The organism is Metabacillus rhizosphaerae, assembly GCF_037201795.1.
Taxonomy (GTDB): domain Bacteria; phylum Bacillota; class Bacilli; order Bacillales; family Bacillaceae; genus Metabacillus; species Metabacillus rhizosphaerae.
The window spans coordinates 4,548,857-4,562,609 of the sequence record NZ_CP147403.1 but is presented as its reverse complement, the minus strand read 5'-3'; the positions used below and the strand labels follow the sequence as shown (position 1 = coordinate 4,562,609).

The 13,753-nt window shown below is 35.6% G+C and carries 10 protein-coding genes; 9 read left to right on the top strand and 1 reads right to left on the bottom strand.

The features are described from left to right. The first annotated feature begins 6 nt into the window (after positions 1-6). From WCV66_RS22090 to WCV66_RS22075, 4 genes are all read left to right on the top strand, one after another. The gene (locus WCV66_RS22090) at positions 7-1,821 is read left to right on the top strand and encodes an IucA/IucC family siderophore biosynthesis protein (protein WP_338786854.1); all 1,815 of its coding nucleotides are present in this window, start codon (positions 7-9) and stop codon (positions 1,819-1,821) included. Between the two features lie 183 nt (positions 1,822-2,004). After that, complete coding sequence (locus WCV66_RS22085) at positions 2,005-2,559, top strand: biotin transporter BioY (protein WP_066331392.1); 555 nt, start codon at positions 2,005-2,007, stop codon at positions 2,557-2,559. Between the two features lie 74 nt (positions 2,560-2,633). Continuing rightward, complete coding sequence (locus WCV66_RS22080; protein ID WP_338786853.1) at positions 2,634-4,100, top strand: AMP-binding protein; 1,467 nt, start codon at positions 2,634-2,636, stop codon at positions 4,098-4,100. After that, positions 4,096-5,190 carry an acetyl-CoA C-acyltransferase gene (locus WCV66_RS22075; RefSeq protein WP_338789526.1) on the top strand — a complete coding sequence of 365 codons (1,095 nt, stop codon included), beginning with the start codon at positions 4,096-4,098 and terminating at the stop codon, positions 5,188-5,190. The genes WCV66_RS22080 and WCV66_RS22075 overlap by 5 nt, the downstream gene beginning before the upstream one ends. A gap of 363 nt (positions 5,191-5,553) precedes the next feature. Here WCV66_RS22075 and WCV66_RS22070 read toward each other — a convergent pair whose 3' ends face one another. Beyond that, entirely contained in the window at positions 5,554-6,933 is a 1,380-nt protein-coding gene (locus WCV66_RS22070) for a YjiH family protein (protein ID WP_066331371.1), read from the bottom strand. A gap of 429 nt (positions 6,934-7,362) precedes the next feature. Between WCV66_RS22070 and WCV66_RS22065 the strand changes: the two genes are divergently transcribed. The 5 genes from WCV66_RS22065 to WCV66_RS22045 all read left to right on the top strand — a co-directional run bounded on the left by WCV66_RS22065 (position 7,363) and on the right by WCV66_RS22045 (position 13,523). Then, on the top strand, positions 7,363-8,214 hold the full coding sequence (locus tag WCV66_RS22065) for an MBL fold metallo-hydrolase (RefSeq protein WP_338786852.1): 852 nt from the start codon (positions 7,363-7,365) through the stop codon (positions 8,212-8,214). Between the two features lie 342 nt (positions 8,215-8,556). Then, positions 8,557-9,564: a substrate-binding domain-containing protein gene (locus WCV66_RS22060; protein WP_338786851.1), complete on the top strand. Its 1,008-nt coding sequence runs from the start codon at positions 8,557-8,559 to the stop codon at positions 9,562-9,564. 26 nt (positions 9,565-9,590) lie between these two features. Next, complete coding sequence (locus WCV66_RS22055; protein WP_338786849.1) at positions 9,591-11,408, top strand: sensor histidine kinase; 1,818 nt, start codon at positions 9,591-9,593, stop codon at positions 11,406-11,408. A gap of 11 nt (positions 11,409-11,419) precedes the next feature. Beyond that, on the top strand, positions 11,420-12,649 hold the full coding sequence (locus WCV66_RS22050; protein WP_338786848.1) for a response regulator: 1,230 nt from the start codon (positions 11,420-11,422) through the stop codon (positions 12,647-12,649). Between the two features lie 238 nt (positions 12,650-12,887). Further along, complete coding sequence (locus WCV66_RS22045; RefSeq protein ID WP_066331356.1) at positions 12,888-13,523, top strand: AarF/UbiB family protein; 636 nt, start codon at positions 12,888-12,890, stop codon at positions 13,521-13,523. The last annotated feature ends 230 nt before the right edge of the window (positions 13,524-13,753 follow it).

Below are 13,753 nucleotides of genomic sequence, written 5' to 3'. Positions count from 1 at the left end.
GGAAACTTGAAAATATGTGAAACACCACTAACGATGTTAACAGAAGAGAATTGGAAGCTTGCAGATAAACAATTAGTCGCTAAAATGCTTCAAGAATTTATTTATGAAGAAATTTTAGTACCTGAACTGATTACTGAAGCAAATGGAATTTATGAGTATAAATGGACAGATAAGAAAGGAACGGTATACAAATTTCAAGCAAAGAAACGGCTTTTCGATAGTGTTTCAGTTGTTTTTGATCGGATTGAAATTGATACGAAGGACGAAAATAATATGCCATTGTCACTTACTCTATTACAAAGTATCCAAGAAGAAGGGGGGATGTCAGGGTCTACAGCAGGACATTTAGTGAGAGAGTATTTACATACATTGGTGGCAGACACTCATTTAAAAGAACGCTCAAAACGTTCTGAAGAGCTTGTTGTTTTGGATTATGCAGAGCTAGAGGGAGAAATGACAGGACATCCATGGATTACCTATAATAAAGGACGGATTGGTTTCGGGTATGATGATTATGTTCAATTTGCTCCAGAACAAAAGAAAGCAGTAAAGATATCTTGGATAGCTGTTCATAAAAAAATAGCGACCTTTCATGCGATAGAAGGGCTGGATTTTGATCAGGTAATTAAGCAAGAACTTGGTGAGGATACGCGTCAACGTTTTACTAATCGGTTGAAGGCAATGAACTTACCATCTGAGCAGTATTTATTCATGCCAATCCACCTATGGCAATGGAATCATTCGATTGTGACGATGTATGCCGCAGAGATTGCTAGAAAAGAGATCTTTCCGTTGGGAGAAGAAGAGGATCTATACCTTCCACAGCAATCAATCCGTACTTTCGTGAATGTGACCAATAAAGAAAAGTTTCATGTGAAATTACCAATGAGCATATTAAATACACTGGTCTATCGTGGTTTACCTGGTGAGAGAACCGTCATTGCTCCTGAAGTTACAACATTTATGAAGAACATTCTTGAAAATGATTCGTTTTTAAAAGATGAATGTCGTCTTGGATTATTAGGGGAGGTTGCAACGATGAATGTTGACCATCCTACGTTTAAAAATATCACCGGATCACCCTATCAATATCTTGAACTACTTGGTGTCGTTTGGCGAGAAAGCATTTATAAAGAATTACAGAACGAAGAACGTGCAATCACACTAGCAGCTCTCTTGCATGTAGATCATGAAGGGACGCCCTTTGTTACTAAACTGATTGAAAAGTCTGGGCTATCTGTAGAAGATTGGGTAAAGCAACTTGTAAAGGCCATTCTACCACCATTGCTCCATTACTTATATCAATATGGAACAGTCTTTTCACCACATGGGCAAAACACAGTGCTTGTGCTGAAGGATTATGCACCAGAACGTACGATCATGAAGGATTTTGTAGATGATGTAAATATTAGTGATCAGCCATTTCCTGAGCTGTCAGTTCTCTCTGATGATTTAAAGAAAGTGTTAAGAAGTGAGGCTCCTGAGGGATTAACTCAATTTATCTTAACAGGCTTGTTTATTTGTCACTTCAGATATTTAAGTAATATTCTTGAAGAGGAGGAACGATTTTCTGAGTTTTATTTTTGGGAGATTGTTCGTGAAGAAATCATTTCGTATCAATCGAGATTTCCCCAATTAAAAGACCGATTTGAACTATTTGATTTATTACGACCGACATTTACAAAACTAACGTTAAACCGTAATCGAATGTTTGATTATGGATATGGAGATGGTGAAGACCGACCACATGCAAGTGAGTATGGCGTGGTTACCAATGCCCTTCATTCCATTACTGTGGAAAAAGATTATTTAGAAGTTTAAATTGTTTATTGGAGCTTATTAATCCTGGAGGCATTACTTTTATCGTAATGCCTCTTGTTTTTGTCTAAAATTGCTAAGATGATTTTATTATATATGTCAACTTAGTTTAATAATAGGTTGACATATTTTTGTTTTCATAGCTAAAATAGAAAATAAAAATATGTAACCTTTTGGAGGCAAATGATGAAAATCCAGGAAATAACGTACATAGCAATTTTTACTGCGGTTATGGGAGTGCTAGGGTTGGTCCCACCTATCATGTTATCTTTTACACCTGTTCCAATTACTTTACAGACATTGGGTGTATTACTTGCAGGCGGAGTTCTAGGAGCAAGACGAGGCTGCATTAGCCAAGTTGTTTTTTTATTAATCGTTGCTGCAGGAATGCCACTTTTATCTGGAGGCCGAGGTGGAATCGGTGTGTTTGTAGGACCAAGTGCAGGCTACTTAATTGCTTATCCGATAACAGCCTATTGTATTGGCTATTTCTTGTCACGTATACAAACTTTAACATTACGAAAGATCTTACTAATCAACCTTACTGTAGGGATTTTTTTCATTTACTTAATTGGCATACCTGTACAAGCTTTTATGATGAATATTCCACTAATTGAAGCGATAAAATTGAGTGCAGTGTATTTTCCGGGTGATGTGTTGAAGGCGATATTAGCTTCTTATCTAGTTTATCGTTTACGAAGGTCACCTGTAATTGCTCGCGGGTTATCGAAAATAGCCTAGAACTCTTTTAATCTCAGTCTTAACGGAAGTAAAATGCCGCTGAGGTAGACTCACTTAGAGAAAGGAGTAAATTCATGGCAACTATTACAAAAACATATAGTCAACACGTGAGAGATTTCCCTGAAAAAATTGCTATCTATACTAAAAAAGAAAATATTACATATCGTAATTGGTATGAACGGGTTACGAAGACTGCAAATTGGTTGGATTCTTTCGACTGTTCTACTAACACTTTGGGGATTTTACTTCCAAATGGTATCCATTTTCTGCAACTATTTACGGGAGCTTCTACTGCAGGCTGGATTTGTGTACCGCTAGATTTAAGGTGGAAGGAATCAGAGCTTCAAAAAAGACTTGCCCTTTCCAAACCGTCTATTTTGATTACAACGAAAGATAAATACCCTATGATTAAAGAACTCTATCAAAATGTATTAATATGGGAGGATTGTTTAGAGGGAATAAGCAATCAACCAGTTGAACAGGGTAGAATCATAGATACAGATCTTCCGTTTTATATGGGATTTACCTCAGGTTCAACTGGCGAACCGAAGGCATTTATTCGTGGTCAACATTCTTGGATTAACAGCTTTGACTGCAATCGTTTTGATTTTCTCATGAATGATAAAGATCATGTACTAATACCAGGTTCGCTTATTCATTCTCATTTTCTATACGGTGCTATCAGTACATTGTTCCTGGGAGGGACTTTATATCTTTTAGAAAAGTTCTCTTCACTACAAGCATTAACATCTATACAAACACAACCTATTTCGGTGGTCTATGTTGTCCCAACTATGATCGAAGCTGTGCTGAAAGAGAAATGTAAGATAGGAAAAAAATTAAAATTAATTTCGTCAGGCGCGAAGTGGGAAGCACATTCTAAAACAAAGATTAGAGATATGTTTTATCACTCAACCATGTATGAATATTATGGAGCTAGTGAGCTTAGTTTTGTTACGGTTTTATCTGATCGTGAAAACAAGCAAAGGCCTGGATCAGTTGGCAAGCCTTGTTACAGTGTGGAAATTCAGATACGAAATTCAAATCATGAATTAGCAAAGGTAAATGAAGTTGGCAAAATATTTGTAAGAAGTAAAATGATTTTTATGGGCTATGTATGTAATGATACACAAGTGATTCGATCAAATCGGGATAAAGAAGGTTGGATCACGGTTGATGATATGGGATTTGTAGATAATGAGGGATTTCTATATATTGTTGGTCGTGAAAAGAACATGATCTTATACGGGGGAATTAATATTTACGCCGAAGAGGTTGAAGCGGTTTTAACTTCACATCCAGATGTTCATGCAGCAGCGGTTATAGGGACATATGACAAGTATTGGGGACAAATTGTTACTGCTGTTATTGAGGGGAATGCTTCTAAAATGGAATTAAGAAAGCTGTGTAAAATGATATTGGCATCATATAAGATCCCACGTAAATGGCATTTTATGAAAGAAATCCCACTTACGACAAGTGGAAAAATAGCTCGTCCGAAAATACAAGAAATGGTAGAAAGCAAGGTGAATGGTCATTAAAAGAGCGGTGATCGTCCAAGCGAAGCGTTCTCCTATAGGCAGGAAAAATGGGATCCTACAAAGGTTTGGTCCACACGAATTGTTAGCACCTCTACTTCAACAAGCAGCAAGTATGACAGAATATGAGGTTGATGATGTGATAATGGGAAATGTGGTTGGACCTGGAGGGAATGTAGCTCGCTTAGCAGCATTAGAGGCAAATCTTCCCGATACAATTCCTGGCCTCACGCTTGATCGGCAATGCAGCGCTGGTTTAGAAGCGGTACGAATGGCGTGCTATCTTATTCAAGGGGAAGCGGGTAAGTGCTATATAGCCGGTGGGGTAGAAAGTACGAGCACCTCTCCCTTTAAAGCTAGAGCACAATTCTCACCAAAAAGAATTGGAGATCCCGATATGGGTGTAGCAGCCGAATCTGTAGCCAGTAAATACCGAATTACAAGAGAAATGCAGGATGAATATACATTATTAAGCTACGAACGTAGTGTAAATGCCTTTAGAAAAGGGCTGTATGATCAAGAGATCTTTGCTTTAGAGGAAGTTAATCAAGATGAAGAATTTTTTAAAGATCGTTCTATAGATAAGCTTGTAAAACGAGCTAGACCAGCCTTTAAAGAAAATGGAACAGTTACAGCAGCCAATAGCTGTGGCATTAATGATGGAGCCTCTGCAATACTAGTTATGGAAGAAAATACGGCAGTCGAACAAGGTCTTAAACCTGTATTGCGGTTTATTGATAGTGAGTTATGTGGAGTAAACCCTTGGTATCCAGGTATTGCTCCTGTTCCAGCCATTCAACATTTAATAGAAAGAAATAAACTAACAATTGAGGATCTTGGTCTAATTGAAATAAATGAAGCGTTTGCTGCCAAGATTGTTGCTTGTGCGCAACAGCTCAAGATTCCTTATCGTAAATTAAATGTCCAAGGAGGTGCACTAACCATTGGACACCCATACGGAGCATCAGGTGCAATCTTGGTAACTCGCTTATTCCATGAGGTTCAGAGAAGAAAGAAACTCAAATATGTAGTCGCTGCGATTGGAAGTGGCGGAGGAATTGGAGTTGCGCTGTTATTTGAAGTGGTGAATTGATAGAAATACTGCTTAGGAGGTATTCCTAGGCACTTTTTTTGTGCGTGTTTTTCGGGAATTGTTTGTATTGGTTCAATTATTAGAGGAATAGGTTAAATAAATTAAGGAAGATGTTCAATTTATAAGATAAGTGGTTCAATTCAAGAGGTAAATTATTCAATAGATAGAAATGTGGGTCATTTACTTAATGTAACTGTTCAACAGGTATATAAATGAATCAAACCTGAAAAACCCTCATTTATTTAGCTCATCCTTGTAACAAATTCAAATTCAAATTCAAATTCAAAAAAAAGGCTTAGGATTCTCCTAAACCTTTTTTAAAAAATCAGTAAAGTTCTTTTTAATCAAAAATTAACTAGTCACCTAAAAAATAAGATGTGCCATTAAAACTATAATCGGTAGTGATATGATCGTACGTTGTAAAAAGATTACGACTAAATCAATAAAGGAAACTGGTAATTTTGATCCTAGTAGTAAACCACCAACCTCTGACATGTAGATTAGCTGTGAGATTGAAATACAGCCAATGACAAAACGGGTCATGTCACTTTCGATTCCACTTCCGATAATGGCTGGTAGGAACATGTCAGCAAAGCCTACTACCATTGTTTGCGCAGCTTCATTTGCTTCCGGTATTTGCATAAATTCTAAGATTGGAATAAATGGTGCACCTAGTATTTTGAAAACTGGTGTGTATTCCGCGATAATTAATGCGATCGTTCCAATAGCCATTACGATTGGAAGTACGCCCAGCCACATATCGAATACATTCTGCATACCACTTTTTAGCATATTCGCATAGTTATTATTCTTTTTCGCCTGCTTTACTGCATTCGTAAGTCCCCATTTGAAGGCAGAAACATTAGTAGGTACTACCTCATCAATTGCTTCTTTATCACCATAATAGGTATCAGGTTTTCTTGACAGCGGAGGAATTCGTGGGCTAATAAATGCACACGCAAGACCTGATAATACAATTGTTAAATAAAAGGGAGCAAAGTAGTTATCAAGTTTTAAATAACTAATAATAACGATTGTAAATGTGATGGAAACAACTGAAAATGTTGTACCGATAATCGCTGCTTCGCGCTTTGTATAATAGCCATCTTCGTATTGTTTGTTTGTTAATAACACGCCAATTGTTCCGTCGCCAAGCCATGAAGCAAGACAATCAATAGAAGATCGACCAGGAAGTTTAAACAATGGTCTCATTACCTTTGTAAATAAAGCTCCGCATAATTCAAGTAGACCAAAATCAAGTAGTAAAGGTAAAAATAGTCCTGCAAAAAGGAACACTGAAAATAGCACTGGAATTAAGTCATAAAGTAATAATCCAGCTGTGTTTTCAGACCAAATTGTTTCTGGCCCAATTTTAAATAAAGCCAAAATTGAGAAGATCATTCCGAAAATCCGTGCAATTTGCCAAACCCATGTTACGCGAAATAATTTATCAAGAAAAGGAGAGTTAACAATATATTCCGGTTTCACTAATTTGGCCTGTAAAGATAATAAGGCGGTGACAGTCATAATGATTGTCGCGATATAAGGTAAATAACCTGACAAAAGACCTTCTACAAAATTTGCCAAAATCGCAACTGGAATTGTAAACTTCCCATTAATAGAAAGTGGGATAACAAATAGAAAAATTCCGATTAATGAAGGAATCATAAATTGTAAATAGTCTGTTATACTATAAGGCTTTCCTTGTTCTCTTTTCGCAATGTGTTGCTGTGGTTTTTCCATAGTATATACCTCGTCATTTATTAATAAAGTCATGTTTTAAGCATTGAATATGCAATTTAAGTGTATAAGAATGCAAAAAAGACCTGAATTCAAATGATAACATAAAATGCAGTTTACTTTTAAACAAATTTATAACAATTTAGCAAATTGCTTTTATTGGTGATACCCGGATAGACTACGTTCAAACATTAATACCATATTAAGTGTATTATGTCCTTATATTTCCTTAATTCTCTATAAATGCAAAAAATATTCGAAAGGCTACTTACTTAGGAAAGCTTTATAGAGTTAATTAGTTAAAAGGGTGAATTAATTAGGGTGAAGCAGTTACAAGCATAATCCTAAAAAAAGATAGGTTGACACGCTTAGTGTATCAATCTATCTTTTTTAATAAGGGTTTGTATAAAAAGAAAGGTTGGTGGATAGTCCATGCAAAAGCTCTATAGAAGTGGAGAGCCTTTACTAAATGAGGTTTATCAAACACAAGTACCTACAAATGCGGTTGCTTTTTGGAATTTAGGTCAGTCTGGAATACTACTCAAGGGTAAGCTGGATGATGGGTGGATTTGCATAGACCCATATCTGACTTCAAGTATTGAAGAAACTAATCCACAATCAGAGTTTAAGAGAGCATTCTCACCACTGTTAAAACCAGCTATGTTAAAGGATATTGATGGTATTCTAGTAACTCATGAACATGATGATCATCTTGACTTAGCAACAATAAAAGAACTAGCACAGGTGTCAACGGATACGACATTTATTTTGCCGGCACCAAGTGAGCCTTTAATAGGACATGGGTTAAGTAATGCAGAAATTCATTTAGCTAAAGCAAATCAAGCTTTTTCTGTCAAAGGGTTTAACATTAGCCCAGTACCAGCAGCACATACAACTTACGAAGTAGATGAAAAAAACGACCATCTGTATTTAGGTTATTTTATTGAAGTTAATGGCATAAGGATCTATCACAGCGGAGATACGGTGATCACCCCATTACTAATAGAAAAAGTGAAAGCGTTTAAACCGGATGTAGCTTTCCTTCCAATTAATGGTGGTGACTTTTTCCGGACCTCCAGAGGTATAATCGGAAACATGAGCTTCCGAGAAGCTGCTGACTTTTCTGTAGCAGTCGGAGTAGATCTGGTGGTCCCCATCCATTTTGATATGTTTCCTACTAACCGGGAGAACCCAGCTTATTTTGTCGACTATTTGTTTCATCAATATCCAGCACAGAAATTTCATATGATGGTTCCTGGTGAGCGGTTTATTTATCATAAATAATGAGTGATTTATTTTTTAGTAAAATAGGAAGACGATAAGATTTAATAGTTACTTTTTTAGGGTCAAAATGAAATTTACAAGGTATTGACGATCGAAATCACAAGACAATTCAATATAAACAATGAGCTTAGAGTCTTTTTTCCAAGCTCATTTTATTTAGCTCGTTTCTAAAATGTATGATATTCATATCATTGGCAAGCAAAAAGATTACATATGAGTGGTACAATCTTGGACACTGTAAATTCCAGATGCAAGATTGTACGTACAAGAGTATAATAAGTTGAACTTACTAAAATAATAGCTTACTTTATACTGAATTTCACAACTAGAGGTGATTTGCAAGTGAAAAAACTTTTAATTGTTTATGTCTTCTTATTTTCAATCTTTTTCATTTACTTGTATAACTATCACTTAAAGGAGCCTCATTCAAGTCCATTTGGTCAGAATGAAGAGCGATTACAAGGTGAAATTGGAGAAAAATATGTCTTGGTTACATTTCAGGCTGGAATCGATTATTGGAAGAGTGCCATTAAAGGTTTTGAGGATGCGGCTAGTGAACTAAACGTTTCAGTTGAATACCGTGGTGCAACTCAGTATGATTCCCATGAACAAATTACAGTTTTAGAGCAAGTGATCGCTAAGAACCCAGCTGGCATTGCATTATCTGCGATCAATCCATATGAATTAAATACTACGATAAATAAGGCAATTGAAGCAGGTATTCCCGTTGTATTATTTGATTCTGATGCCCCTGCAAGTAAGGCTTACTCATTTTTGGGAACAAACAATTATGAAGCAGGTGTAACAGGTGCACATAAAATGGCAGCTTTACTTGATCATAAAGGAAAAATTGCCGTTGTCACATTGCCTAATCAACTTAACCATAAAGAAAGAACCGATGGCTTTGTTGAAACAATTCGTAATGAATATCCTGACATGGAAGTTGTAGCCATAAAAGATGGGAAAGGTGACCAGCTCCTTTCGGAACAAGCTGCTACAGAAATAATAAAGCTCTATCCAGATTTAAAAGGGGTATTTGCAACAGAAGCAAACGGTGGAGTTGGAATTGCAGATGCAACCCGGTCATTGAAAAAGGAAAAAGCGATCAAAATTATTAGCTTTGATACTGACAAACAAACACTTGATAAGATAAAGGAAGGCGTTATTTCTGCTACATTAGCTCAAGGTAGTTGGAACATGGGGTATTGGTCCTTACAATTCCTGTTTCAGCATAATCAAGAAACATCTACTCAGCAACAGAGTGTCCAATCGGCTATTTTACCAAAGTATGTTGATACAGGAATTTCAATTGTAACTGATGAAAATGTCGAAGATTATTATGCAGACTGAATCTACCCGAGAACGAGAGATGAAATATGATGAAGCAACGAATCTTAAAATTAAATAACTTTCCGATTAGGCATAAAATCATTACTTTATTGCTATTAATAAGTATTTTACCTTCCATTGGTTTAGGCTTACTGACTGGATTTACGGTTGATCGTATTATCGATAAACAAGCAACCCAACATACACTTCAACTAATCGGACAAGTTAATAAAACATTGGAATCCTATGCAAGTAATATGCAGAATATAAGCTATTTACTTTCAATGGATCCAGAAATAGAAAATTTCCTCAGCCAACAAGAGATAGGGAGCAATCAAACAGAGGAAGAGTTATATTCAATCCGCCAATTTATGCAAGGGCTTTCAACGTTGTATCCAGAAGTTGCAGGGATTTTAGTCGTAAATAGCCAAGGAGATTACCTAAGTAATGAACTGTACTCAAGGTCTGAAACAAATCTGACAGAAGAATCCTGGTACAAAGAAGCGGTAAAAAATGAAGGGATATTTAAAATTCTTGGTCATCCTTCTAATCGAAAAATTACAAGTCATGTAAATTATAAAAATAGTGAAGTGGTTACAGTTGTTCGAGCAATCTTAGAGCCTGAAACACAGAAGGTTACGGGTGTAGTTTTAATTGACTTAAAACTACGCGTAATCGCAGAAGCAACAAAAAATGTAACACTAGGCAAGTCTGGGTACTTGATGGTAATCGATGAAAATGGAGAAGAGATCTATGCTCCTGCAAAACCACTAATTAACGAAATCCCAAAGAGAATACTGAAAAGTGGTGATTCAGGTTCATTTTCTGAGAAGGTTGATGGAAACACGCTGCAATTTATCTATCAAAAGCAGCCGTTTACAAATTGGACAACTGTAGGGATCTTTTCAACAAGAGAATCTGTCATTGAAGTAAGAACAATCCATTTATTTGTCATATGCTTTGTCTTTTTTGTCTGTTTATTTGGTGTAACAGCATCCTATTATCTTTCAAATTCAATGTCAAAGCCAATTGTTCAGCTGATGTCATTTATGAAAAAAGTAGAATCTGGCAATCTAACTATCCGCTATAAAGGTGTTCGAAAAGATGAAATAGGGATGCTTGGGCGTAGTTTTAATAAGATGATTGTAAAAATAAATCGTCTTATATCTCTGGCAGAGAGACACGAACGTCAAAAGAGAGAAGCTGAACTCCGAAGTCTTCAAGCACATATAAAACCACATTTTTTATACAATACGTTAGACACTATTAGCTGGATGGCAAGGAAAAGAGGAGCAGACGATGTTGCAGAAGTGGTTGCTTCCTTATCAAGATTGTTTCGTATTGGTTTAAGTAAAGGTAATGATATCATCCTTTTGACTGACGAAATAACACATATACAAAGTTATTTAAGCATCCAAAAAGCTAGGTATCGCGATAAACTAAATTATTCAATTAATATTGAACCAGAGATTCATGATGTAATGATTTTAAAGCTTGTATTACAGCCAATTGTAGAAAACGCAATATACCATGGAATAAAAGAAAGAAAAGGACCAGGCTTTATTTCTATACAAGTAAAAGGTAACCAAGAATTTATAATTATTACCGTAACAGATGATGGCAAAGGAATACCTAGTGATAAACTTGAACTTCTTAGAGAAAAGATGGATACCCTATACAATCTAGATGTAGAAAAAGGAAAACCAGTGGACTTTGGTTATGGGATGATGAATGTTCAGGCAAGAATTAAATTAACATATGGGGACCAATATAGCTTAAGCATTGATAGTCAATTAGGCGAAGGGACAACCGTCACGATTCATCTTCCTATCCAAAGGAATAGTATCAATGCTGATAAGTCTTAAGGGGGGATAATGTGAATAATCCATTTTGGAAAGTGTTAATTGCTGATGATGAGCCAGTGATACGGGAAGGAATCAGAGATTCGGTAAATTGGTCTTCTCTGCAGATGGAAGTAAAAGCTGAAGCTGAAGACGGAGAGGAAGCTTTGGAGCTAGCATTGGAACACTCAATTGATATTTTATTAGCAGACTTAAATATGCCGATAATGGATGGAATTGCTTTAATAAAACAGATTAGAGAAAAACTACCCCAATGTAAAATAGTCATTATTACTGGCCACGATGAATTCACATATGCTCAGGAAGCAGTAAGATTAAATGTGACAGATTACATCTTAAAACCAGCTGATCCTAATCAATTAAAACAAGTATTAGAAAGTGTTCGACTAGAGCTCGAAACGTCTGTCAAGCAGGATCAGTATATAGAAATGGCGTCTAATCAAATTTCTAAAAACCTTTCTATGTTACGAGAGCAATTTTGTCGAGATTGGATAGAGGGACGTTTAGAAATTGCTGATATACAAAAGCAATTACAATTTTTGGAGCTGCCATTAAGAAGTCCCGAACTTTTTGCTGTCCTACAATGCCCAGAATACTTTGCAAATAAACCGTTAATGAAAGAAAAAGAAAAACAGATGTTTATGTTTTCAATTGAAAATATCGTTTCAGAATTACTTGATCCATACAATAAAGTGATTTTTCGCGATGAAACCGGGCTAATTATAATTATTTTATGGAAATATGTACCTGATGAAATGTTTAAAAGAATTGAAAAAGTTATACAAGAGTATTTAAAAATGACAATAAACATGTATGTTGAACTAGTTGAGGGAGAGTTGGAAGAAGTTTCAGTCGTATATAGACAATGCAAGGATTTAATGAAAAATGAGTTAACCATCTCTCCAATTGTCCGACGTGCCAGACAATATATTGAAACACATTTTGCAGAACCGACAATTACGCTTGAATTAGTTGCAAAAACTTTACAAGTATCACCTGTCTATTTAAGTAGGATGATTAAGCAGGAGCTCGGAATGTCTTTCGTTAGTTTAGTAACCAATATGAAAATGAAAAAAGCGATCCAGCTGTTAAACTCTACTGATCTACCAATTGTAGAAATTGCTGAACAGGTTGGATATGATACTCAACATTATTTTAGCACAGCATTTAAAAAGGTGATGGGGGTTTCGCCGATTAAGTATCGGAAAAATTCAGGTGAAATTAAGTGGGACAATAGTTATTAATTGACCTGCAGGTGAATAGAAATTATAATAGTCATAAATTTCATTCCTTTTTCCTTTTAAAGGGGAGTAGCTGTACAGCAAAGTCGTCAATACAGGTTTAACCTCGGCTATGTTGGCAACGGGAGTTGTTTGCGAGACCTTTACCACTATTTGGTGAGGTCTTTTTTTATACTTTCTTTTTAAATTAAACATCTTGTTAACATATAACAATGATAGATTTGAGAAAGGAGATGATTCGATGAATAGTCATGATTATGCACATAGCATTGTATTTGTATTTAAAAAGGGAAGCATACGAGTAAAACAGCATCACACAGACCTTGAACTAATCGGAACAGGTAGAAGTGCCTGTGTATTTAGAATAAAGGGTACGAAAAAAGTTATAAAAATATTTCCACCACAATTTATTCATATTGCCCAAGTAGAATCTGATATTTATAGATTGTTAACACACATCGACTATTTTCCAACCGTATATGAAACAGGTCCAAATTTTCTTACAATGGACTATATTAAAGGAGATACTCTTTTTTCTTGCTTAAATAAAGGTATTCCTATTAATGAGAACCATATTAAAGAAGTTGAACATATATTAGAACTTGTTAGAAAAACAGGGTTAAACCCTTCTGACATTCACTTGCGAAATATCATTATTACCCCAGACAACAAAATAAAAATGATTGATGTTGCCAGATTTAAACAACAAAAGCATTGTACTCAATGGGAAGATCTAAAGAATGCTTATGATCGCTATTATAAGCATCGCTTCTTTCCAAAAAGATTACCTGAATTTCTTTTGAATTTTATTGCAGCATTATATAAAAGAAAATTACTAGTTCTAAATCTAGCTAATAAGAAGAAGGTATCAGGTTGAGATTAGTTTAGAAGTCTGCTTTCATAAAAGCAGGCTTCTTTTATGTTACGAAAAATGAAAGCGGTTTAAATAAAGTTAAATTTTTATAAAAATAGTTGTTTTATTAAAAAGACCGTCCTATTGATAGGTGATATATTTTAAGTATTATCAGAGTTTTCAAAAAGATAGCGTAAGAAAAATAGGGCTCCGCCATCCGAAATTGGCGACCCTACGTTTTTCTAACCAACTAT

Bases quoted from the DNA above. Each gene is read 5' to 3' on its own strand.
- WCV66_RS22070 (WP_066331371.1), bottom strand. From the start codon at position 6,933: ATGGAAAAACCACAGCAACACATTGCGAAAAGAGAACAAGGAAAGCCT.
- WCV66_RS22065 (WP_338786852.1), top strand. From the start codon at position 7,363: ATGCAAAAGCTCTATAGAAGTGGAGAGCCTTTACTAAATGAGGTTTAT.
- WCV66_RS22055 (WP_338786849.1), top strand. From the start codon at position 9,591: ATGATGAAGCAACGAATCTTAAAATTAAATAACTTTCCGATTAGGCAT.
- WCV66_RS22085 (WP_066331392.1), top strand. From the start codon at position 2,005: ATGAAAATCCAGGAAATAACGTACATAGCAATTTTTACTGCGGTTATG.
- WCV66_RS22080 (WP_338786853.1), top strand. From the start codon at position 2,634: ATGGCAACTATTACAAAAACATATAGTCAACACGTGAGAGATTTCCCT.
- WCV66_RS22045 (WP_066331356.1), top strand. From the start codon at position 12,888: ATGAATAGTCATGATTATGCACATAGCATTGTATTTGTATTTAAAAAG.